The organism is Catellatospora coxensis (genome assembly GCF_016862635.1).
GTDB lineage: Bacteria > Actinomycetota > Actinomycetes > Mycobacteriales > Micromonosporaceae > Catellatospora > Catellatospora coxensis.
Genome location: NZ_BONI01000019.1, coordinates 1 through 18,800 on the forward strand (window position 1 = coordinate 1; position 18,800 = coordinate 18,800).

Genomic DNA, 18,800 nt, shown 5'->3' on the forward strand with positions numbered 1-18,800 from the left:
GGGCCTGTCCACCGGCACCGGTTTCCTCGGCGGCGCGAAGTGGCACGACTTCTTCGGCCTCAACGGGGAGACGACGCTGTGAGACAGCGGCTTGCGCTCCTGATCGCCGCGGCGATCCTGCTGCCGGTCGGCGTCGCCGCCCCGGCAGCGGGGTCGGCCCCGGCCGCACCCGCCGCACCCGCCGCGGCTCCACTGGCAGCGGCGGGCACGGCACAGCGCATCGCCAAGCTGACCGGCCCCGGCTCGATGAACGCCACCGACACCAAGTGGCAGCTCAAGGCCACCGACCTGGGCATCATGTGGGACAACGGCGCGGGGCAGATCCTGACCGCGTTCGGTGACACGTTCGGCAACGGCTGGACCGGGCCCGGTGGCGGCGTCGGCAACGGCGCGACCATCGACTGGCGCTGCAACACCCTGGTCCGCAGCACCGACCGGGAACTGGCCGACGGCATGACGTTCGACAACGCCGTGCTGGACCGGGCCGGCCACGCCGGGACGCTGCTGCCCTGCAAGCAGATCAACTTCGACGAGATGACGGTCATCCCGACCGCCGGCGTCTCCGTCGGCAACCGCCAGTACCTGCACTACATGTCGGTGCGCAACTGGGGTGAGCCGGGCCGCTGGTACACCAACCACTCCGGCATCGCGTACTCCGACAACAACGGCCAGACCTGGGTCAAGCACCCGACCGCGCGCTGGAACAACACCCCGGCCTGGGACAACCGGTTCCAGATGGGCGCGTTCCTGCGCGAGCGGGGCTTCGTGTACCTGGTCGGCACGCCCAACGGGCGCTTCGGCTCGGCGTACCTGGCCCGGGTGCCCGAGGCGCAGGTCCTCGACCCGGCGGCGTGGCGCTACTGGAACGGCAGCACCTGGGTCACCGACCAGTGGGCGTCCGCGGTCATCGCGCCGGGGCCGGTCAGCGAGGTGTCCGTGCAGTACAGCCGGTACCTCGGCAAGTACGTGATGGCGTACCTGAACGAGTCCCGGGCGGCGATCGTGCTGCGCACGGCCCCGTCGATCACCGGGCCGTGGGGTCCGGAGGAGGTCATCGCCACCGGCGCGGCCTACCCCGGCCTGTACGGCGCGTTCCTCCACCCCTGGTCGGCCGCGTCGAACAGCCCGTGGCTGTACTTCACCATGTCGCAGTGGGACCCGTACAACGTGTACCTGATGCGGGTCCGGCTCACCGGCGGCGGCATGTTCGCCGGCTCGGACACCGACGTCACCGGTGACGGCAAGGACGACCTGGTCACCTTCACCCAGAACGGCCTCGCCGACAGCTACGTCGCCGCCAGCAGCGGCGGCGGGTTCGGGCCGGGCGTGAAGTGGCACGACTTCTTCGCCCCGGCCGGGGAGACGCCGCTGACCGGCGACGTCGACGGCGACGGCCGCGCCGACGCGATCACCTTCGTGCACGGCAACGGCGACGTGTACGTGGCCCGCTCCACCGGGACCGGCTTCGGCCCCGGCGTGAAATGGCACGACTGGTTCGCGCTCGGCAACGAGATCCCGGCGGTCGGCGACGTCGACGGCGACGGCAGGGACGACATCGTCACCTTCACCCACGACGCCGCCGCCGACGTGTACGTGGCCCTGTCCACCGGCACGTCGTTCAGCGGCACCACGGTGAAGTGGCACGAGTTCTTCGCCCCGGCGGGCGAGTTCCCGGCCCTGGGCGACGTCGACGGCGACGGCAGGGACGACCTGATCACGTTCACGCAGGGGCCCGCGAGCGCCGCCGACGTGATCGTGAGCCTGTCCACCGGCACCGGGTTCGGCCCGGCCGCCAAGTGGCACGACCTGTTCGCCGTCGGCAGCGAGTCACCACGCGTCGGCGACGTCAACGGCGACGGCCGGGCCGACATCGTCACGTTCACCTGCAACGCCGACGCCGACGTGTACGCGGCGGTGTCGAACGGTTCTGCGTTCGTCGGCACCACGGTGAAGTGGAACGACTTCTTCTGCACCGCGGGGGAGTTCCCGTACCTGGCCGACGTCAACGGCGACGGCAAGGACGACATCGTCGTGTTCACCGGCGACCCGCTCAACGACGTCTACGTCGGCCTGTCCACCGGCACGGGCTTCCTCGGCGGCGCGAAGTGGCACGACTTCTTCGGGCTGACCGGCGAGACCGCGTTCTGAGAGAGCACTCGGCGGCCGGGTCAGGGCCCGGCCGCCGAGGTCCTTCCGAAACCGGATCGAGGCAGGTGGTACGGCAGTAAAATGATCGTGGCCGCTGGCGGTTCCACCCCGGCCGGGCCGTGCGGTCCGGAACGGCGGCGCAGAGCGCACGAGGGGACGCTGCCATGGAAATCCTTCCCGCCTCGATGTTCGTGCCGGTGGCGCTCGGCTTCTTCGGACTCGCCACCGGCTACCTGATCTACGGCCCGCAGGAGCTGTTCGGCTATCCGCCCCGCGACCGCCAGGTCGACCGGAGCAACGGCGTATGGGGCATCCTGATGCCCGGTTTCTGCCAGTTCCTGGTCGGCCTCTACCTGTTCGTGGGACTGACCTGGTTCGAGGTCTTCACCACCAACAAGACGCTGTACATGGCCGCCCTGGCGTTCAGCGCCTACGGCATCCACTGGTTCGCCCTGGGCTGGATCCGGCTGCAGGGCTCCGACGCCAGGCCCAACGGATACATGTCGATCCCGTTCGTGCTGCTCGGCATCCTCGGCATGATCGTCTTCTTCAAGGCCGGGGACTGGCCCCTCGGCCTGCTCTTCACCGGCCTGATGCTGGTGTACGTCGCGGAGTTCTTCGCCAGCTTCAACATCGGCGGCAAGCCCGCGCTCGACGGCCGGCCGGCGAGCAACCCGGGCCAGAAGGTGCTGGGCCTGCTGCACATCGTGGTCGGCCTGTGGCTGGTCTACCTGACCTTCGCCGCCACGCTCAACCTGGCCTCGGGCTCGGACCTGCCCGCCTGAGCAACCGGGCCGCTGTGACCTGTCACAAGCCGTGGCCTGCCCCACTCCCACGCCGTATCGCGGTGCCGCCAGGGCGGCCGTGCTATGCACCCGCACACCTGGCGGCCATACCCCGCCCTGAATGATTATGCGAGACGGCCGAGGCCGCCCCACCGCCGCAGTGGCCATCCCTGAGCTGCCTGGATAGCGTTTTCACCAGCTCGACGGGAGGTGGAGCGCCATGCCGCACTCGGCACAGATCGACGTGCTCGCGCAGGACGTGACGATGATCAGCGCGCGGGAGGCGTGCACGGCCGTGGGAGAGATCTTCCGCAGCCGGCCGGACACGACCGCGGTCGCGGTCACCGACGGCGACCGCGTCGGCCTGATCACCCGGTCCCGGCTGGCCCACGCCGCCGCCCGCGCCGGCGGCCACGCCCGCCACTGCACGGCGGCCAACCTCGCCGACTGGCACCCCCTGCGGCTGCCCGGCGAACTCACCGCCGTCGCGGCAGCCCACCAGGTCCGCGCCCGCCGGCCGGCGCAGCGCTACGAGGACGTGCTCGTCGACCGCGAGTCCGGCCGGCTCGGCGCGCTGGCCGTGGTACGGCTGTTCGACGTCGTCGCCGCCCAGTTCGCCGAACGCGCCGACAGCGACCACCTCACCGGCCTGGTCAACCGCGCGAAGTTCCTCGACCTGGTGATGGACGCCTGCGCCGACGCCGACCACGGCGGCGACCTCGTCGCGGTCGCCTTCATCGACCTCGACGGCATGAAACGCGTCAACGACGTACGCGGCCACCGCCAGGGCGACCTGGTGCTCACCCAGGTCGGACGGCAGCTGCGCGAAGCCTCCCGGCCCGGCGAGATCGCCGCCCGGCTCGGCGGTGACGAATTCGCCGTGCTCCGGCGGGTGCCCCGGCACGTCGACGCCGAAGCCGCCGCGCTCGACCTGGGCCGCCGCTGCGTGCTCGCCATCGGGGCCCGCGACGGCCGGCAGGACAAGCAGGTGCGCATGCACGCCAGCGTCGGCGTGGCCGTGTCCGCGAGCTGCGGCGAACCGCAGGATTTGGTCGGCGAGGCCGACGCGGCCATGTACCGGGCCAAGCAGGCCGGCGGCAACCGGGTCGAGGTCGCCCTGCCCGTCGGAGCCGCCTGCGGCGTCCCGGCCGACGGCGACGAGCCCGCCGTGCTCGCCGCCGTCGCCGAGGACCAGCTGCGCCTGCACTACCAGCCGATCGTGCGGCTCGCCGACCGGCGCATCGACTCGATGGAGGCCCTGCTGCGCTGGCAGCACCCCGTACGCGGGCTGCTGGCCCCCGGCGAGTTCCTGCCCGCCGCCGCCCGCGCCGGGCACATGCCGCTGCTCGACCGCTGGGTGCTGGGCCGCGCCTGCGCCGATCTGGCCGAGGTCAGGGCCGCGCTCGGGCGGGCCGCGCCGTCCAAAGTCAACGTGAACATCTCCGCGGCGAGCCTGGAGACCCCGTTCGACGACATGGTGCTCGACGCGCTCGCCGAGGCCGGCCTGCCGCCGCACTCCCTGCGCCTGGAACTGCCCGAGAACGCCGAGCTGGAAGCCCTGGCCACGGCGTCGCCCCGGCTGGCGCGGCTCGCCGAGCACGGGGTGCGGCTCACCCTCGACGACATGGGCGCCGGTTCGACGAACCTGCGCTACCTGTCCACTCTGGACGTGCAGGGCATCAAGATCGATCGCGGTTTCGTGGCGGGCATGCTGCACAATCCGCGCGACCACGCCGTGGTGAAGCTGCTCAGCGACCTCGGCCACGGCCTCGGCCTGCGTACCACGGCCGAGGGGGTGGAGAACGCCGAGCAGCTGGCGGTGCTGGACGACCTCGGCGTGCCGTACGCGCAGGGCTTCCACCTCGGCGCGCCGCAGCCGCTGGCCGCCGTACGCCGCCTCCTCCGGGCCCGCGTCCCCTCCGGGACCGCGATGTGATGGACGTTGGCCTATCTCATCGAAGATGATCGCGCTCCTTTCGCCGAGATAGGCCAACGTCTACGTAGGGCGGGGTGGGTGGCGGGTCGGCGGGTGAGTGGGGGTTGTCAGCGCCAGGTGGTGGTGGCGAGGTAGGCGGTGGCGGCGGCGGTCACGAGCAGGGTGATGTTGAGGCCGATGAGGCGGGCCTCGCCGCGCGACAGGTGTACCGCGATGCCGCCGACCTGGATCAGCGCGAGCCCGGTGGCGGCCGCGACGGCGAGCCAGGTCGCGATGCCGGTCAGCGGCGGCAGGATCAGACCGGCCGCGCCGAGGATCTCCAGCGCGCCGATGGTCCGCACCAGCGGCATCGGGACCCGGTCGACCCAGCCCATCATCGGCCGCAGCTGCTCCTGGCTCTGGGTGACCTTCTTGCCGCCGGCGTACAGGTAGAACAGCGCGAGCAGTGCCGCGACGATCCAGTAGGCGAGTTCCATGAGCGCTCCCTCGGTGGGCAGAAACGGCGGTGACCAGGATGGTTACCATCCGGAAGTCGCCACATCATGCGTCAGCGGGCGGCGGCTTACAAAAGGCACACAGGTGTGCGTGAGGCACAGGGAGCTGTCATGGAGTACGAGCACACGTGCCTGATCCGGGGCGACGGCGGCCAGACGATCCGGGCGATCCTGGACCGGATCTGTAACAAGTGGACACTGCTGATCGTGGCGACCCTCGACCAGGGCACACTGCGCTTCTCCGACCTGCACCAGCAGATTCCGGGTATCTCCCAGCGCATGCTGACGCTGACCCTGCGCCACCTGGAGAGCGACGGCCTGGTCGCCCGGACGGTGTACGCGGAGGTGCCGCCCCGGGTCGAGTACACGCTGACCGCGACGGGCAAGAGCCTGATCCCGCCCGCGCTGGCCCTGGCCGGGTGGGCGATCGAGCACGTCCCGCACATCGAGGCCAGCCGGGCCGCGTACCAGGCGCGCAACGGGTGACCCGTGGCAGGATGGCCCGATGCCCGTCGTGGAGGCCGTCGCGATCGTCCCCGTCCCGCCCGCCGTCGCGTTCGCGGTGTCGCAGACCACGGGTGAGACCCGCTACCGCTGGGATCCGTTCGTACGCGAGCAGCACCTCCTCGGCGGCGCGGTCCGCCCCGGCAAGGGCGCGCGCACGTTCACCCGCTCGCGGCACGGCCTGACCATGGTCAGCGAGTACGTCTCCTACGCGCCGCCGACGAACGTGGGCATGAAGATGGTCCGCGGGCCGTGGTTCTTCGAGATGATGGCGGGCGGCTGGCGCTTCGCCCCGGCGGAGGAGCCGGGGCACACGGTCGCGACGTGGCGTTACCACTTCCGCACCCGGCCCGCGCTGCTCCGCCCGGTCGCCGACCGGATCGGGGTGTGGCTGCTCGGGCGGGACATCCGCCGCCGGATCGCCGGGTTCGCCCGCGGCTGCCAGGACCCGGCGGTGCTGGCGGCGGTCGACGGCGGCTGAGACCGTCACCGGTCCGGCGTACGATCCGCCGATGACCGACCACAGTGTCCTGCTGCGCTTCTCCTTCTTCGAACACGACTGGGACGAGTCCATCGAAGGGGCCGCGGCGATGGAGGCCGAGCTGCTGCGGCGCGCCGCGCAGGGGGAGTGGCTGGAGGTCGCCGACGAGGAGCCGGACGAGTTCGCCACGTTCGACGAGCTGCGCCTGCGTGCCGAGGAGGTGATCGTCGGCGAGTGGGCGATGCCCGCCGAAGCGGTCCGGTTTCCCCTCGACAAGCTTCGCGCTCTCATGGCCGAGGGCGGCTGGACGTTCGTGGCCGGCGAGTTCTCGGATTTCGAGGGCCACCACAACGACACCGAGTTCCTGGTGAAGCTCGGCCGGGCCGCCTGATCCGGTTGCGCCGGCAGGGCGGCGTGCGGCCGCACGCCGCCCCCGGTGTCGTCAGGTGAGCTGGCCGTACGCGTCCACCAGCAGCCATACTCCGAACAGGACGAACAGCGCGGCCGCGCCGTACCTCACGGCCCGCTCCGGCAGGCTGCGGCCCAGCCACCGGCCGACCAGGATGGCCAGCGCGTCGGCGGCGACCATGCCGACGGTGGAGCCGACCCAGGTGCCGAACCAGCCGTGCTGGGTGGCCAGGGTGATGGTGGCCAGCATCGTCTTGTCGCCGAGTTCGGCGAGGAAGAACGCCCCGCCCACGGCCCACAGCGCCGACTTGCCGCCGCGCTGGGCCTTCGTCTTCTCCTCCTCGGTGAGGCTGTCGCCGCGCAGCGTCCAGGCGGCGAACGCCAGGAACGCCAGGCCCGCCGCCAGCGCGATCCAGCCGGTCGGCAGCGCGCTGCCGAGCCCGACGCCGACCCCGACGGACACCAGGTGCACCACGGCGGTGGCGATGGTGATGCCGGCAAGCACGATGCCGGTGCGGTAGCGGGTGGCGAACGTCATCGCCATCAGCTGCGACTTGTCACCCAGCTCGGCCACGAAGATGACGCCGAAACTGATCGCCAGAGCGGCGAGGAAACCTTCCACTGTGTCCTCCCGGGACGTGTTCACCGGGTGGAAGACGCGCGACGACCTCGACCCGGCATGGACTGCCTGGTCGAAGGTCTCGCTCACCTGGCCGGAGCCAGGTCGGGTGGCCGGGTCCGCCGGAGCGGGCCAGTATGTCGACCACCGCATTGAGGAGCTACTCCCCTTCGCGCCGCCGACGCTACCGCAGGCCGTCCGATCATGACGAGTCGAGTGGCGGGGGACACATGCCCTGCGGCGTCGGGGTTCCTGCGCCGGCCGGATTCGTACCGCCGTGTCGCACCATGAGTGATCATGATTGGATGGGGCGATGCGCGGAGAACGTATCGGAGCGATGATCGGCTCCATCGGCGGCCTGGTCTTCATTCTCGTCAACGCGGGAGAGCTGTCCGCGCCGGTGAACACCGTGGCACGGGTCGTCGGCGTGCCGGCCTTCGTCGCCGTGGTGTGGTTCGCCGTGATCCGCCCGTCGGGCGCGCAGGGCCCGGCCGAACCGCCGTCCCGGCAGGCGATCCGCGTCTACGGGTTCTCGGTGACGGCGATGGCGCTGGGCATCCCGGTCGGCGCGAACCTGCTGAACAACGTCGTGCACCAGCCCGCGCTGACGGTGCCGTGGGTGGTGCTGGTGGTGGGCGCGCACTTCCTGCCGTTCGCGGGCGCCTTCGCCGCCCCCGTCTTCGCCCGGCTGGGCTGGACCATGATCGGCCTGGCCGTCGCCGGGGGAGTGCTCGCCCTGACCGTCACCCAGGCGGCATCGCCGTGGACCGGCGTGCTGGCCGGCCTCGCGCTGCTGGGCTTCAGCGCCGCCGGTTCGCAGCAGCCCCGGCCGCAGGCCGAGGCGGCCCACTGACGCGCACCGGCGGCGGTGCGCGGCCGGCGGGTCACGGCCGGCCGGCGGTGACGGGCTCGGCCTGCCGGGTCCCGGCGGTGGACTCGCGGGACGGTGCCGACAGCGCGGCGGCGAGCGCGACGCCGATGTAGAGCACCTGCTCGGGGATGCGCTGCCACAGCGGCGAGGCCGCCTCGCCGTGGAACGGCACGTCGGCGACCGCGGCGTACACGTTGGCCGGCAGGAGCAGCAGGAACAGCACCGCCAGGCCGAATCCGGCGGCACGGCGGGTGCGGGTGAGCACGAGCCCGATCGCGCCGAGCAGTTCCAGCACGCCGGTGGCGTACACCATGAGGCCAGGGTCGGGCACGAACGGCGGCACCATCGCCACCAGGTCGGCGTGCGTCGGCATCACCGTCACGCCGGCCGGGACGAAGTGCGCGCTCGCGGTCATCACCAGCATCAGGGCGAGCGCGTGCGCGCCGCTGGCGGCCCAGGTGGCGAATCTGCGCACGCCGAGCGCGCCGAGGCCGCGGAGAACCAGCAGAGCGATGATCAGTACGGGGGTGGTCATGGCGACACTCCTGATCTAGTCGTTGACAAGTTCAGGGCTGACGATAATCTGGACACGGCGAACTTGTCAATGGAAAGATAGAGACCTCGGTCACGGCGGAAGGGCGTGAGGACGATCGGATACCACCACGGAGACCTGCGGCGTACGGTGCTCGACGCGGCGGTCGAGGCCATCGGCGAGTCCGGGCTCGACGGCTGGAGCCTGCGCGAGCTGGCCCGCCGTGCCGGGGTCTCGCACGCCGCCCCCGCGCACCACTTCGGGGACAAGGCCGGGCTGCTGACCGCGCTGGCCGCCGAAGGCTTCGACCTGCTCGCCGACACCCTGCGCGAGGCCGGCCCGGACTTCCTGGCGGCCGGACTCGCGTACGTGCGCTTCGCCACCGAGCACCCGGCCCACTTCGGCGTGATGTTCCAGCCGAAGCTCTACCGGGCCGACGACGACGCCGTGCGGCAGGCCCGCGACCGGGCGGGCGCGCTGCTGGCGCAGGGCGCCCGCACGGTCGCCGCCTCGGCGGGCAGCGAGATCACGGCCCGGGCGGGCTGGTCGATCGCCCACGGCTTCGCCAGCCTGTGGCTCGCCGGAGCGCTGCCCATGCCCCCGAACACGGACCCCCTCGACGCCGCCCGCCCCGTGCTACGCCGACTCCTCGACCACTGACGGCGGCAGGTCAGGTCGTGAGCGCGGTCTGTGCGGCAGGGTCGCGTGAGGCTAGGACGGCGGCCGCGACGCACGGGACGAGCAGCGGTACGGCCGGTGCCCACCATGGTCCGGCGCCCATGAAGGCGGCCTGTGCCGCCACATGGAGCAGTACGACGACGCCGGCGAGGACCGCCCACCCGACGTGTCCGGTGTGCCGGGCGATGCCGTGCCCGACAGCCGCCCAGGCCAGGCAGCTCAGGGTGGTCGCCAGCACCGCTGTCGCCACCGCCGGTTGCCGCCACAGTGCCGGGTCGAAGGGGTGGCCGTGCCGGGCCATCTCGATGGCCATGCCCTTACCGTTGAGCCGGTCCACCGCCATCGGCACCGCGACCGCCAGCTGCGCCACGGCCAGGCCGAGCCCGCCGGCCAGGGCCGCCGGCAGGTTCGCGCCCGCGCGGGCGGCGTACCGTCCGAACAGGAGCGCGCCGAGCTGGGCGACCAGCGTGCCGGAGGTCGCCGTGAACGCCCCCGCCGTCTGCCAGGCCCACAGTTCCTGCTCGAAGCCCTGCGGGTCGAAGTTGAACCAGGTCCACGCGGCGAGGTTGGTGTCGTGCAGGGCGTACGCGGCGAGCGCGGTGGCCGCGGCGAATCCGGCGAAGACCGCGCCGCGGCGCGCGAGGGGACCCATGCCGACGAGTATGCCGCCTCAGGTGAACGCGCTGCCCAGCCATTCACCCGTGCCGGGCCCGGCCAGACAGTGGAAGATCCAGCGATCCCGGCCGATCTGCACCGGCCATGGCTCCAGCTCCCAGCCGACCGTTCGGGCCGGATCGCGGCTGCACGCGGCAAGCACCTGGGCCGTGCAGACCGCGGCCACCGCCGGATGCCCGAGCAGCTCCTCCTGCCGCAGGTAGACGGCCTCCTCGGGCAGCTCCGCCGCGGCGAAGGTCTCCCAGTAGTGCTCCTCGTGCGGCGGGATGCGCCGCGGCGTGCGGCCCAGCCCGCCGGGGATGACCAGCCCGCCCCAGCACATCGGCTCGACGGGCACGTAGTAGCCGTCCCGGGGCCGGAATCCGGCCGGCACGCTGAGGCCGCCCTCGCTCGGGCCGAACGGGTGCGTGGCATCCGGCCGCGGGGTGAGGCCGCCTCCGCCCGGGCCGAACGGGTGGGCGGCATCCGGCCGCGGGGTGAGGACGGTGGGCTCGGCTTGCGGCGTGGCGACGCCGGGGACCGGGCGGGGCGCCTCGGCCGGCGCCCCGGGACGCGGGGTGGCCAGAAGGGTGGCGGCCGGGCCCGGTTCGACGAGCGTCGGGGTCAGCGGGGCCCGCTGGTGCACCACGGTCGGCTCGGCGGTGTCCGGGGCCGGTGCCGGGCCGGTGCCGCTGCGCAGCGCGGCGGCGACCTGGGCGATCGCCGCGCCGAACGTGGCGGCGTCGGGCCAGCGGTCGCCCGGTTCGACGGCCAGCGCCCGTTCCACCAGCGCCGCCACGGGCGCGGGCACGTGCGGGCCGAACGGCGGGGGAGCCTGGCTGAGCCGCATCATGGCGGCCGCGAACGGGTTCTCCGCGGTGAACGGCCGCCGCCCGGTCAGGCACTCGTAGGCGACGACCCCCAGCGCGTACACGTCGCTGCGGGCGGTGGCGGGGTGGCCGAGCACCTGCTCCGGGGCCAGGTAGGACAGGGTGCCGATGACCGCGCCGGTGGCGGTCAGCGCGGTCGCGCCGTCCCGGCGGGCGATGCCGAAGTCGGTGAGCAGCAGCGTGCCGTCGGGGCGTACCAGCATGTTGCCGGGTTTGACGTCGCGGTGCACGATGCCGCGGCCGTGCACCGCGTGCAGCGCGTCGGCGGCCTGCCCGACCAGGTGCAGCGCGGGCGGCGGGGCGAGCCGGCCGTAGCGGGCCAGCACCTGCGACAGGGGTTCGCCGTCGACGAACTCCATGACCAGGAACGCGCCCTCCGGCCCGTGGTACAGGTCGTGGATGGCGACCACGCCCCGGTGGTGCACCCCGGCCATGGCCCGCGCCTCGGCGAGGAAGCGGCGGGCGAAGTCGGCGTCGTCGGCGAGCGCCGGCAGCACCGTCTTCACCGCCACGGTGCGGCCGAGCAGCTCGTCGGTGGCCCGCCAGACCTCGCCCATGCCGCCCGCGCCGATCCGCGTGTCGAGGCGGTAGCGGCCGTTGAGCCTCACGGGCTGGGTCGTGGTCATGCCAGCCATTAAACCGAAGCCCGCCGGACGTGCCGTCGCCAGGAAGGGACTGTCCTATCCGGTCCTACATCTTCTTTGCTGTGGGCACAGCAAAGAAGACGTGAGCGGATCGGGAGGGTACGACTCGCGCGGCCGCCCCGCTAGGGGGTGGCGCTGCCGTTGCGGAGCGCCGGGTCGCGTTTGGGGAAGATCGTGTAGTAGACCGGCCAGCCGAGCAGCCAGATGCCGAGGACGAGGCTGAGCCGCCCGATCCAGCCCTGCAGCTCCGCGGTCCGGGCGGCGTCGCCGACCAGCAGGATCGCCGCGCCGAGCAGGGCCACCGCGATCGCCCACGCGACCAGCGCCTTGACCCACTCGCGCCACTCGTGGCGGGTGCGGGCCGCGCCGTACCGGGGTGGGGGAACCGGGGCCGGGCCGCCCGCGAAGCGGTGCGCGAACCGCACGTCGGCCCAGCGCACCATCGACGGGCCGAACGCCACCGAGAAGCCCAGGTACGCCGCGGCGAGCCCGTGCGCGAAGGTGGCGGTGGCCCCGCGGGACAGGTCCACGGCGGTCGCGGCCAGCAGCACGACGTCGGTGACCGGCACCCCGACCAGCAGCACGGTCGACACCCGCTGCCGGCGCAGCAGGTAACGGGCGGCCAGCCCGGCGCCGAGGATGACCCAGAAACCGACCTCGCAGGCGGCGATGACGACGAGCAACATGACTCGATCCTGTCCGGCCACCGGGCGGCCCGCCTCGGCGCGCGGCACGAACCCGGCGTACACCGAAGGATGTAGCCCGCCTCGGCCCCCGGCCGGTCGTCGCGGCCCGCGCCGTGTGCTGTGATCGACAGGTGACCGCACGCTGGCCCTCCTGGCGCACCGACCTGGCGATCAGCCTGGTCTCGTTCCTCGGCGGCCTGGTCCTGTACGCGGCCGGCGGCTGGCGCGTGTTCCTCGGCGGCGGCCCGTGGGCGCACGCCCCGCACTGGGTCCTGCTGGTGCCGATGACCGTGATGGCCGCCTGCTGCCTGCTGCGGCGGCTCGCCCCGGGCACCGGCGAGGCCGTCGGCCTGGTCGCACTGGCCGCGGACACGCTGCTCGGCGGCTCGCTCGGCACGGCGCTGATCTTCACCCAGGTCGTCTACGACGCGTGCGTGTACGGCAGGCCGTGGCTGTGGCGGGCCAACCTGATCGGCTCGGTCGCCGCCTCCGTGCTGGCCGCCGTGGCCGGGGTGGTCGCCTCGGGCGACTGGCGGGGTGTCGTGCTCGGCCTGGTCGTGGCACTGGTCGCGGTGCTGCCGACGGTCACCGGCATCAGCGTGCGCCAGTACCGCGACCAGGCGCGGGTCCAGCGGCTGCGGGCCGAGGAGATTGCGCGGCTGGCCGCCTGGGAACGCCGCCAGGCCGTCGCCGACGAGCGCGCCCGGATGGCCCGCGAGCTGCACGACGTCGTCGCGAACCAGCTCAGCGCCATCGCCATCCACGCCACGGCGGTGCTGTCCGCGCCCGACCCGAGCCCGCAGCTGGTCCGCCGGGCCGTCGAGCAGATCCGGGAGAGCAGCGTCTCCGGGCTGGCCGAGATGCGCCAGATGATCGGCCTGCTGCGCGAGGACGGCGACCCCGGCGCGGCCGACCCGGCCACCCGCCCCGGGCTGGCCTCGCTGCCGCAGCTCGTCGCGCAGGCGCAGGCCGACGGGCTCGCCGTCGAGTTGCACACCGGCGGTGTCGATCGGGCGCTGCCGGTCAGCGTCGACTTCGCCGCGCACCGCATCGTGCGGGAGAGCCTGACCAACGCGTGGAAGCACGGCACGGGCAGCGCGGTGCTGCGGGTGGACGTCGACACCGACCGGGTCCTGATCGAGACGGACAACGCGCTGCGCACCGACGGGCCGCCGCCGGGCGGCGGGCACGGTCTGATCGGTATGCGGGAACGCGCGGCGCTGCTGGGCGGCACCCTGAGCGCCGGAGCCGAGGACGGGCGCTGGCGGCTGCGCGCGTGGCTGCCGCTGCGTCACAGCGAGGAGGCGACGGTATGACGATCCGGGTGGTGGTCGCCGACGACCAGCCCGCCGTTAGGTCGGGCATCGTGCTGATCCTGGACGCCTATCCCGACCTCGAGGTCGTCGGGGAGGCGGCCGACGGCGCGGAGGCGATCGAGCTGTGCCGCCGCGAGCGCCCCGATGTCGCCCTGCTCGACGTGCGCATGCCGGTGCTCGACGGCATCGCCGCGACCCGCGAGATCGTCGCGCAGCGGCTGGCCCAGGTGCTCATCCTGACCACGTTCGACCTCGACGAGTACGTCTTCGGCGGCCTGCGAGCCGGGGCGGCGGGGTTCCTGCTGAAGGACATCGAGGCCGGGGCGCTGGCCGACGCGGTGCGTACCGTGGCCCGCGGCGACGCGATCATCGCCCCGGCCGCGACCCGGCGGCTGCTGGACCGGTTCCTGGCCGCGCCGCAGTGGACCGACCCTGCCGCCGCGCCGGACGTGGACACCCTGACCGGCCGCGAGCGGGAGGTGCTCGGCTGCCTCGGCGCGGGCATGTCCAACGTCGAGGCCGCGAACGCGCTGGCGATGGCTGAGGCGACGGTGAAGACGCACGTCAGCCGTATCCTGGCCAAGCTCGGCCTGCGCAGCCGGGTGCAGGCCGCGATTCTGGCCCGGGAGCTCGGCCTGCGCCCGCCGGACTGACGCCGAACGGCTCGGCCCGGCCGCGCTCGTACCCCCGGAATGCATTTGACCTGCGATGTCATCGCGGTGTGGCGGCCGGAAGCGGCCGCGGACGTCGGCTAGAGTCGCCGCCCGTGTCCTATGACGTGATCGACCGGCTGCCCACGCTCGACGAGTTCACCGCCGTCACCGGTGCGGTGGGCTGGCAGCACGCGTACGACGTGGAGGCCCTGCCGGTGTCGCTGGCCCGTTCCCTGCACGCCGTCGTCGCGGTGCACGAGGGGCAGGTCGTCGGCGTCGGGCGGGTGATCGGCGACGGCGCGATCTACTTCTACCTGCACGACATCGCCGTGCTGCCCGAACACCAGGGGCGCGGGGTCGGCCGGGCGATCGTCACCGCGCTGGAGCGCTGGATCGCGACGCAGGCGGGGCCGCGCTCGTTCGTCGGCCTGTTCGCGGCGGGCGACTCGATGCGCCTGTATGCGACCTTCGGCTACCGCGCGCACCCGGACATGACCGGGGTGTTCCGGGTCGGGCCGTACAAGGGCCTGAACGGACCGAAGGCGAAGGCTCCGTCCCGCCGCGGTGGGGCGGGACGGAGCCCTGAGTGAGGCCGGTCAGCGACCCTGAAGCGCCTTGACGTTGTCGCCGAAGGTCCAGTTCTTCGACCCGTCCCAGTTGATGGACCAGGTCATCAGGCCCTTGAGCTGCCCGTTGAAGCTGTTCCACGACTGCGACACCAGCGACGGCGTCATGTAGCCGCCGCCCGCGCCGACCTGCGCCGGCAGGCCCGGGACCTGCTTGTCGTACGGCACCCGGATGGTGACGCCCTGGATGACCAGGCCGTTGTTGAGGCAGGTGGTCTGCGCGACGAAGCCCTGCACCGTGCCGGCCGAGTAGGAGTCGCCGGAGCAGCCGTACATGCTGCCGTTGTAGTACTGCATGTTCAGCCACCACAGGCGGCCGTTGTCCGCGTACTTCTTGATGATGGGCAGGTAGGAGCCCCAGATCGAGCCGTAGGTGACGCTGCCGCCGGTGACGTACGCGGTCTCCGGGGCCATGGTCAGGCCGAAGTTGGACGGCATCTGCGCGAGCACGCCGTCGATGATGCGGATCAGGTTTGCCTGGGAGGTCGACAGCGTGTTGATGTTGCCGCTGCCGGTCAGGCCGGTCTCGATGTCGATGTCGATGCCGTCGAAGTTGTACTTCTTGAGCAGCGGCACCACGGTGGCGACGAACCGGTCGGCGACCGTCGACGAGCTGAGGTCGATACCGGCGGTGGCCCCGCCGATCGACATCAGGATCGTCAGGCCGGCAGCCTTGGCCTGGCACATCTCAGCCGGGGTGGCGACCTTCACGCCCGCGTCCATCCCGTCCTCCCACAGCACCGTGCCGTCGGAGCGGATGACCGGGAACGCGGCGTTGATGACGTTGTAGCCGTGCTGGCGGATGCGCGAGTCGGTGATCGGCGTCCAGCCGAACGGCGGGTGCACGCCGTTGGCCGAGCCGTCCCAGTTCTCCCAGTACCCGTGCAGGACCTTGCCGGCCGGGCGGGACTTCACGGCGCAGGTGGTGCCGCCGGGTGAGGTGGACGGCGACGGCGGGGCCGACACCGACGGGGACGGCGACGGCGGCCGCGAGGGCGAGGCCGACGGCGACGGGGGCCGCGACGGCGAGGCCGACGGGCTCGGCGACGGCGGGGTGCCGTCACAGGCGCCGAGGTCGGTCCACAGCGACGGGGTCGCGGCGGGGTTCCAGCCCGCGCCGACGTGGGCGGTGTGCGTCACCAGGGCGCGGTACAGCCGGCCGTTGTAGGTGACCTGGGTGCCGGCGGTGTAGGTGTTGCCCTCGGCCCAGGCCGGGGCGGAGCAGGCGACGAGGGCGGCGACCGGGGTCGGCGCGGCCTGGCCGCTCGGCATGGAGACGACCGCGACCGCGAGGGTGGCCGCCGCGCTGGTGGCGATGGCGATCACCCAGCGCGCTGAGCGGCGCAGCGTTCGAGAGGAGTTCGGCATGGCGTCATTATTAGGAAGCTTTACTGTCAATGTCTATGGGTGGACGGATGCCAATATCCCAGGCCGTCGAATGTGGATCGTGGCGGCGGCACTCGGCTCAGGTCAGAGACTTTCCGGAGGGGTTGCCCTCGCCGGGCACGCCCACCCGGCGGGCCCTCCGCGCCGACCTGGACCGGGCCGACGCGGAGGGGACCGGCGTCAGGCCGCGTGCGCCGGGTGCAGGCGGGTCCGCTCGGCCCAGCGGACCACCAGCGGCGCCGCCAGTCCTACCGCGACGAACACCCCGCCCATCAGCAGCCAGCCCGGCGCGCCCCAGGTGACGCAGAGCAGGCCGAGCACGGACGGGGCAACCACGTTCGCCAGCCCCGTGCCGAAGCCCGAAACTCCGGTGTACTGGCCCTGGGCGTGCGCCGGCGCGAGCCGGAACTGCAGTTCGAGCGAGGCCGCCGCATGCCAGAGCTCGCCGACCGTGTGCGCGGCGATCCCGACGGTCAGCAGCACCGCGGCGACCCATCCGGGCAGGCCCGCCGCCGCGGCCATCAGCGCCATGCCGAGCAGGAACGCCAGGCCGCAGCGGCGCAGCGCCCGCCCGGCGGCAGGACCCGTGTCGATGCCCCGGCTCGCCCTGACCTGCAGCGCCGCGACCAGGGCGGTGTTGACGGCGACGGCCACCCCGATGAACCAGCGCGGCGCGTCGGTGCGCAGCGTGATCCACAACGGCAGCGCGAAGACCAGCACCTGACCCTGGATCGACATGACCGCGTCGAGCACGGTGACCACGAGATAGGGCCGGTCCTTCAGGACGACCCAGCGACCGGCGGACTCGGCCGGCACCGGCACCGGCGGCAGCGCGGGCAGCCGGGTGATGACCGCCGCGCACGCCACGAAACTCAACGCGTTGCCGAGCACCAGCGCCAGGTACGCGGCGCGCGTGTCCAGCTGCACCGCCGTGCCCGCCGCCAGCGCCCCGCAGCACCCGGCGAGGTTGGCCACCGAGCGCAGGTACGAGCGGAACTCCGTCAGGTTCGTGCCGCCGAAACCCCGCACCAGCGGTCCCCGGGCCGCGCCGCCCGCGGAGTTGGCCAGCTGGGTCACGCAGACCACCACCACGAACAGCCAGAACGTGTGCACGAACACCAGCGATGCCATCGACACGGCGCGCACCAGCAGGGTGATCAGGTAGATCTCGCGCGGCCCGCGCCGGTCCGCCAGGTGCCCGACCGGCATCCCGGCGAGCATGCCGACCAGGGCGGCGACACCCATGCCCAGGGCGACCTTCGCCAGCGGCAGGCCGACCGAGCGGGTGAAGAAGAGCGCGGCACTGGTCATGAAGACACCGGTGCCGACCATGTTGACGAACGTCGCCAGCGCGATCACGCGCTGCGGGCCGGGTTCCGGGATGAGCCCCCGGCCGACCAGCCAGGAACGGTGCGGTATCGCTTCGGTGGCTGGGCTTGTGGTCGTCATCAGAGATGCGGTTCCTTCCCCCGTGGAATGGACCTGATCGTGTCGAGGACGGACGGCGGCTGTCACTCCAGGCGGGCCAGCTCCTCGCCGGACAGGCGCAGCGCCCCGGCGGCGATGTTCTCCACCAGGTGGTCCGGGTCGCCGGTGCCCGGGATGGCCAGCACGTGCGGCCCGCGGCTGAGCGTCCACGCGATCCGCACCTGCGCGGCCGTCACGCCGCGTGCCCGCGCCACGGCCAGCACCGCCTCGTTGCGGGCGACCCCGCCCGACTCCCTGCCCTCACCGGCGATCGCGAAGAACGGCACGAACGCGACCCCCTGCTCGCCGCACGCCCGGACGAACTCGTCGTGCATGCGCCGGGTGTCGACGCCGTACGGGTTCTGCACGCTCACCACCGGCGCGATCGCCTGCGCCTGCGCCAGGTGCTGCGGCCGGATGTTGGACAGGGCCAGCTGCCGGATCAGCCCGGCGTCGCGCAGCTCGGCCAGCGCCCCGAAGTGCTCGGCGACCGAGTCCAGGCCGTGCTGGCGCAGGTACACGACGTCCAGGTGGTCGCGGCCGAGCTGGCGCAGGTTCTCCTCGACCTGCCCGCGCAGCTGGTCGGGCCGGGCCAGCGGCAGCCACTCGCCGGACGGGTCACGGCCCGGCCCGACCTTCACGGCGATGACGACGTCGTCGGCGTACGGCGCGAGCGCCCGGTTGATCAGTTCGTTGGCCGAGCGCAGCGGCGAGAAGTAGAACGCCGCCGTGTCGATGTGGTTCACGCCGAGCTCGACGGCCTGCCGCAGCACCCCGATGACCCGGTCGCGGTCACTGGACGAGCCGTAGCCGTAGGCCGCGCCGCCCGGCAGGCGCATCGCGCCGAATCCGATCCGGTTGACGGTCAGGTCGCCGAGCGTCCAGGTGCCCGCCGCGTTCGCGTTGATCAGTGGAGTAGGCATCGGCCGACCATAGCCAGCGGCACTGAGCTGCGCAGTCCCTCGACTGCCCGATGGCGCGCCGGCAAGATCCTTGTTAGCTTATAAGTGTCGGAGGGGACT

At 72.8% G+C, this 18,800-nt stretch carries 20 protein-coding genes; 11 read left to right on the forward strand and 9 right to left on the reverse strand.

The genetic code is table 11. The features are described from left to right. Window positions 1-78 precede the first annotated feature (78 nt). From Cco03nite_RS42355 to Cco03nite_RS13375, 3 genes are all read left to right on the forward strand, one after another. A complete protein-coding gene (locus tag Cco03nite_RS42355) occupies window positions 79-2,148 on the forward strand; it encodes a DUF5005 domain-containing protein (RefSeq protein WP_239167350.1) in 2,070 nt (689 codons plus the stop codon). A gap of 164 nt (window positions 2,149-2,312) precedes the next feature. Next, window positions 2,313-2,933 carry a hypothetical protein gene (locus Cco03nite_RS13370; RefSeq protein ID WP_203692378.1) on the forward strand — a complete coding sequence of 207 codons (621 nt, stop codon included), beginning with the start codon at window positions 2,313-2,315 and terminating at the stop codon, window positions 2,931-2,933. A 220-nt stretch (window positions 2,934-3,153) separates the two neighbouring features. Then, window positions 3,154-4,869 carry a putative bifunctional diguanylate cyclase/phosphodiesterase gene (locus Cco03nite_RS13375; protein ID WP_203692379.1) on the forward strand — a complete coding sequence of 572 codons (1,716 nt, stop codon included), beginning with the start codon at window positions 3,154-3,156 and terminating at the stop codon, window positions 4,867-4,869. A gap of 107 nt (window positions 4,870-4,976) precedes the next feature. Here Cco03nite_RS13375 and Cco03nite_RS13380 read toward each other — a convergent pair whose 3' ends face one another. After that, a complete protein-coding gene (locus Cco03nite_RS13380; RefSeq protein ID WP_203692380.1) occupies window positions 4,977-5,345 on the reverse strand; it encodes a DoxX family protein in 369 nt (122 codons plus the stop codon). 129 nt (window positions 5,346-5,474) lie between these two features. On the opposite strand from Cco03nite_RS13380, the gene Cco03nite_RS13385 reads away from it, so the two are divergent. Genes Cco03nite_RS13385 through Cco03nite_RS13395 form a run of 3 tightly spaced genes read left to right on the forward strand, consistent with a single transcriptional unit; the run spans window position 5,475 to window position 6,739 of the window. After that, a complete protein-coding gene (locus Cco03nite_RS13385; protein ID WP_203692381.1) occupies window positions 5,475-5,849 on the forward strand; it encodes a winged helix-turn-helix transcriptional regulator in 375 nt (124 codons plus the stop codon). 19 nt (window positions 5,850-5,868) lie between these two features. Further along, window positions 5,869-6,348 (forward strand): SRPBCC family protein, encoded by a 480-nt coding sequence (locus tag Cco03nite_RS13390; RefSeq protein WP_203692382.1) that lies wholly within the window; start codon window positions 5,869-5,871, stop codon window positions 6,346-6,348. A gap of 31 nt (window positions 6,349-6,379) precedes the next feature. Then, window positions 6,380-6,739 (forward strand): hypothetical protein, encoded by a 360-nt coding sequence (locus Cco03nite_RS13395; protein ID WP_203692383.1) that lies wholly within the window; start codon window positions 6,380-6,382, stop codon window positions 6,737-6,739. 51 nt (window positions 6,740-6,790) lie between these two features. On the opposite strand, the gene Cco03nite_RS13400 is transcribed toward Cco03nite_RS13395, so the two are convergent. Continuing rightward, the gene (locus Cco03nite_RS13400; RefSeq protein WP_203692476.1) at window positions 6,791-7,378 is read right to left on the reverse strand and encodes a TMEM165/GDT1 family protein; all 588 of its coding nucleotides are present in this window, start codon (window positions 7,376-7,378) and stop codon (window positions 6,791-6,793) included. Window positions 7,379-7,688: 310 nt separating this feature from the next. On the opposite strand from Cco03nite_RS13400, the gene Cco03nite_RS13405 reads away from it, so the two are divergent. Further along, on the forward strand, window positions 7,689-8,228 hold the full coding sequence (locus tag Cco03nite_RS13405; protein ID WP_203692384.1) for a hypothetical protein: 540 nt from the start codon (window positions 7,689-7,691) through the stop codon (window positions 8,226-8,228). A 31-nt stretch (window positions 8,229-8,259) separates the two neighbouring features. Here Cco03nite_RS13405 and Cco03nite_RS13410 read toward each other — a convergent pair whose 3' ends face one another. After that, window positions 8,260-8,781, reverse strand: coding sequence for a DoxX family protein (locus tag Cco03nite_RS13410; RefSeq protein WP_239167351.1), 522 nt, complete (start codon window positions 8,779-8,781; stop codon window positions 8,260-8,262). Between the two features lie 105 nt (window positions 8,782-8,886). On the opposite strand from Cco03nite_RS13410, the gene Cco03nite_RS13415 reads away from it, so the two are divergent. Further along, entirely contained in the window at window positions 8,887-9,438 is a 552-nt protein-coding gene (locus Cco03nite_RS13415) for a TetR/AcrR family transcriptional regulator (RefSeq protein ID WP_239167352.1), read from the forward strand. 10 nt (window positions 9,439-9,448) lie between these two features. On the opposite strand, the gene Cco03nite_RS13420 is transcribed toward Cco03nite_RS13415, so the two are convergent. The 3 genes from Cco03nite_RS13420 to Cco03nite_RS13430 all read right to left on the reverse strand — a co-directional run bounded on the left by Cco03nite_RS13420 (window position 9,449) and on the right by Cco03nite_RS13430 (window position 12,330). Next, a complete protein-coding gene (locus tag Cco03nite_RS13420; RefSeq protein ID WP_203692385.1) occupies window positions 9,449-10,108 on the reverse strand; it encodes a hypothetical protein in 660 nt (219 codons plus the stop codon). 18 nt (window positions 10,109-10,126) lie between these two features. Continuing rightward, window positions 10,127-11,626 carry a serine/threonine-protein kinase gene (locus tag Cco03nite_RS13425; RefSeq protein ID WP_203692386.1) on the reverse strand — a complete coding sequence of 500 codons (1,500 nt, stop codon included), beginning with the start codon at window positions 11,624-11,626 and terminating at the stop codon, window positions 10,127-10,129. A 140-nt stretch (window positions 11,627-11,766) separates the two neighbouring features. Next, on the reverse strand, window positions 11,767-12,330 hold the full coding sequence (locus tag Cco03nite_RS13430; protein ID WP_203692387.1) for a hypothetical protein: 564 nt from the start codon (window positions 12,328-12,330) through the stop codon (window positions 11,767-11,769). Window positions 12,331-12,461: 131 nt separating this feature from the next. Here Cco03nite_RS13430 and Cco03nite_RS13435 point away from each other — a divergent pair, with 131 nt between their 5' ends. The 3 genes from Cco03nite_RS13435 to Cco03nite_RS13445 all read left to right on the forward strand — a co-directional run bounded on the left by Cco03nite_RS13435 (window position 12,462) and on the right by Cco03nite_RS13445 (window position 14,889). Continuing rightward, window positions 12,462-13,646, forward strand: a complete 1,185-nt coding sequence (locus tag Cco03nite_RS13435; protein WP_203692388.1) for a sensor histidine kinase — start codon at window positions 12,462-12,464, stop codon at window positions 13,644-13,646. Next, entirely contained in the window at window positions 13,643-14,299 is a 657-nt protein-coding gene (locus tag Cco03nite_RS13440; protein WP_203692389.1) for a response regulator, read from the forward strand. Before Cco03nite_RS13435 ends, Cco03nite_RS13440 begins: the two co-directional genes overlap by 4 nt. Before the next feature lie 113 nt (window positions 14,300-14,412). Further along, window positions 14,413-14,889: a GNAT family N-acetyltransferase gene (locus Cco03nite_RS13445; RefSeq protein ID WP_203692390.1), complete on the forward strand. Its 477-nt coding sequence runs from the start codon at window positions 14,413-14,415 to the stop codon at window positions 14,887-14,889. 6 nt (window positions 14,890-14,895) lie between these two features. Here Cco03nite_RS13445 and Cco03nite_RS13450 read toward each other — a convergent pair whose 3' ends face one another. The 3 genes from Cco03nite_RS13450 to Cco03nite_RS13460 form a co-directional block, all read right to left on the reverse strand. Beyond that, complete coding sequence (locus Cco03nite_RS13450) at window positions 14,896-16,197, reverse strand: carbohydrate-binding protein (RefSeq protein ID WP_239167358.1); 1,302 nt, start codon at window positions 16,195-16,197, stop codon at window positions 14,896-14,898. A gap of 294 nt (window positions 16,198-16,491) precedes the next feature. Beyond that, window positions 16,492-17,760, reverse strand: a complete 1,269-nt coding sequence (locus tag Cco03nite_RS13455) for an MFS transporter (RefSeq protein WP_203692392.1) — start codon at window positions 17,758-17,760, stop codon at window positions 16,492-16,494. A 62-nt stretch (window positions 17,761-17,822) separates the two neighbouring features. Continuing rightward, entirely contained in the window at window positions 17,823-18,701 is an 879-nt protein-coding gene (locus Cco03nite_RS13460) for an aldo/keto reductase (protein WP_203692393.1), read from the reverse strand. Window positions 18,702-18,800 lie beyond the last annotated feature (99 nt).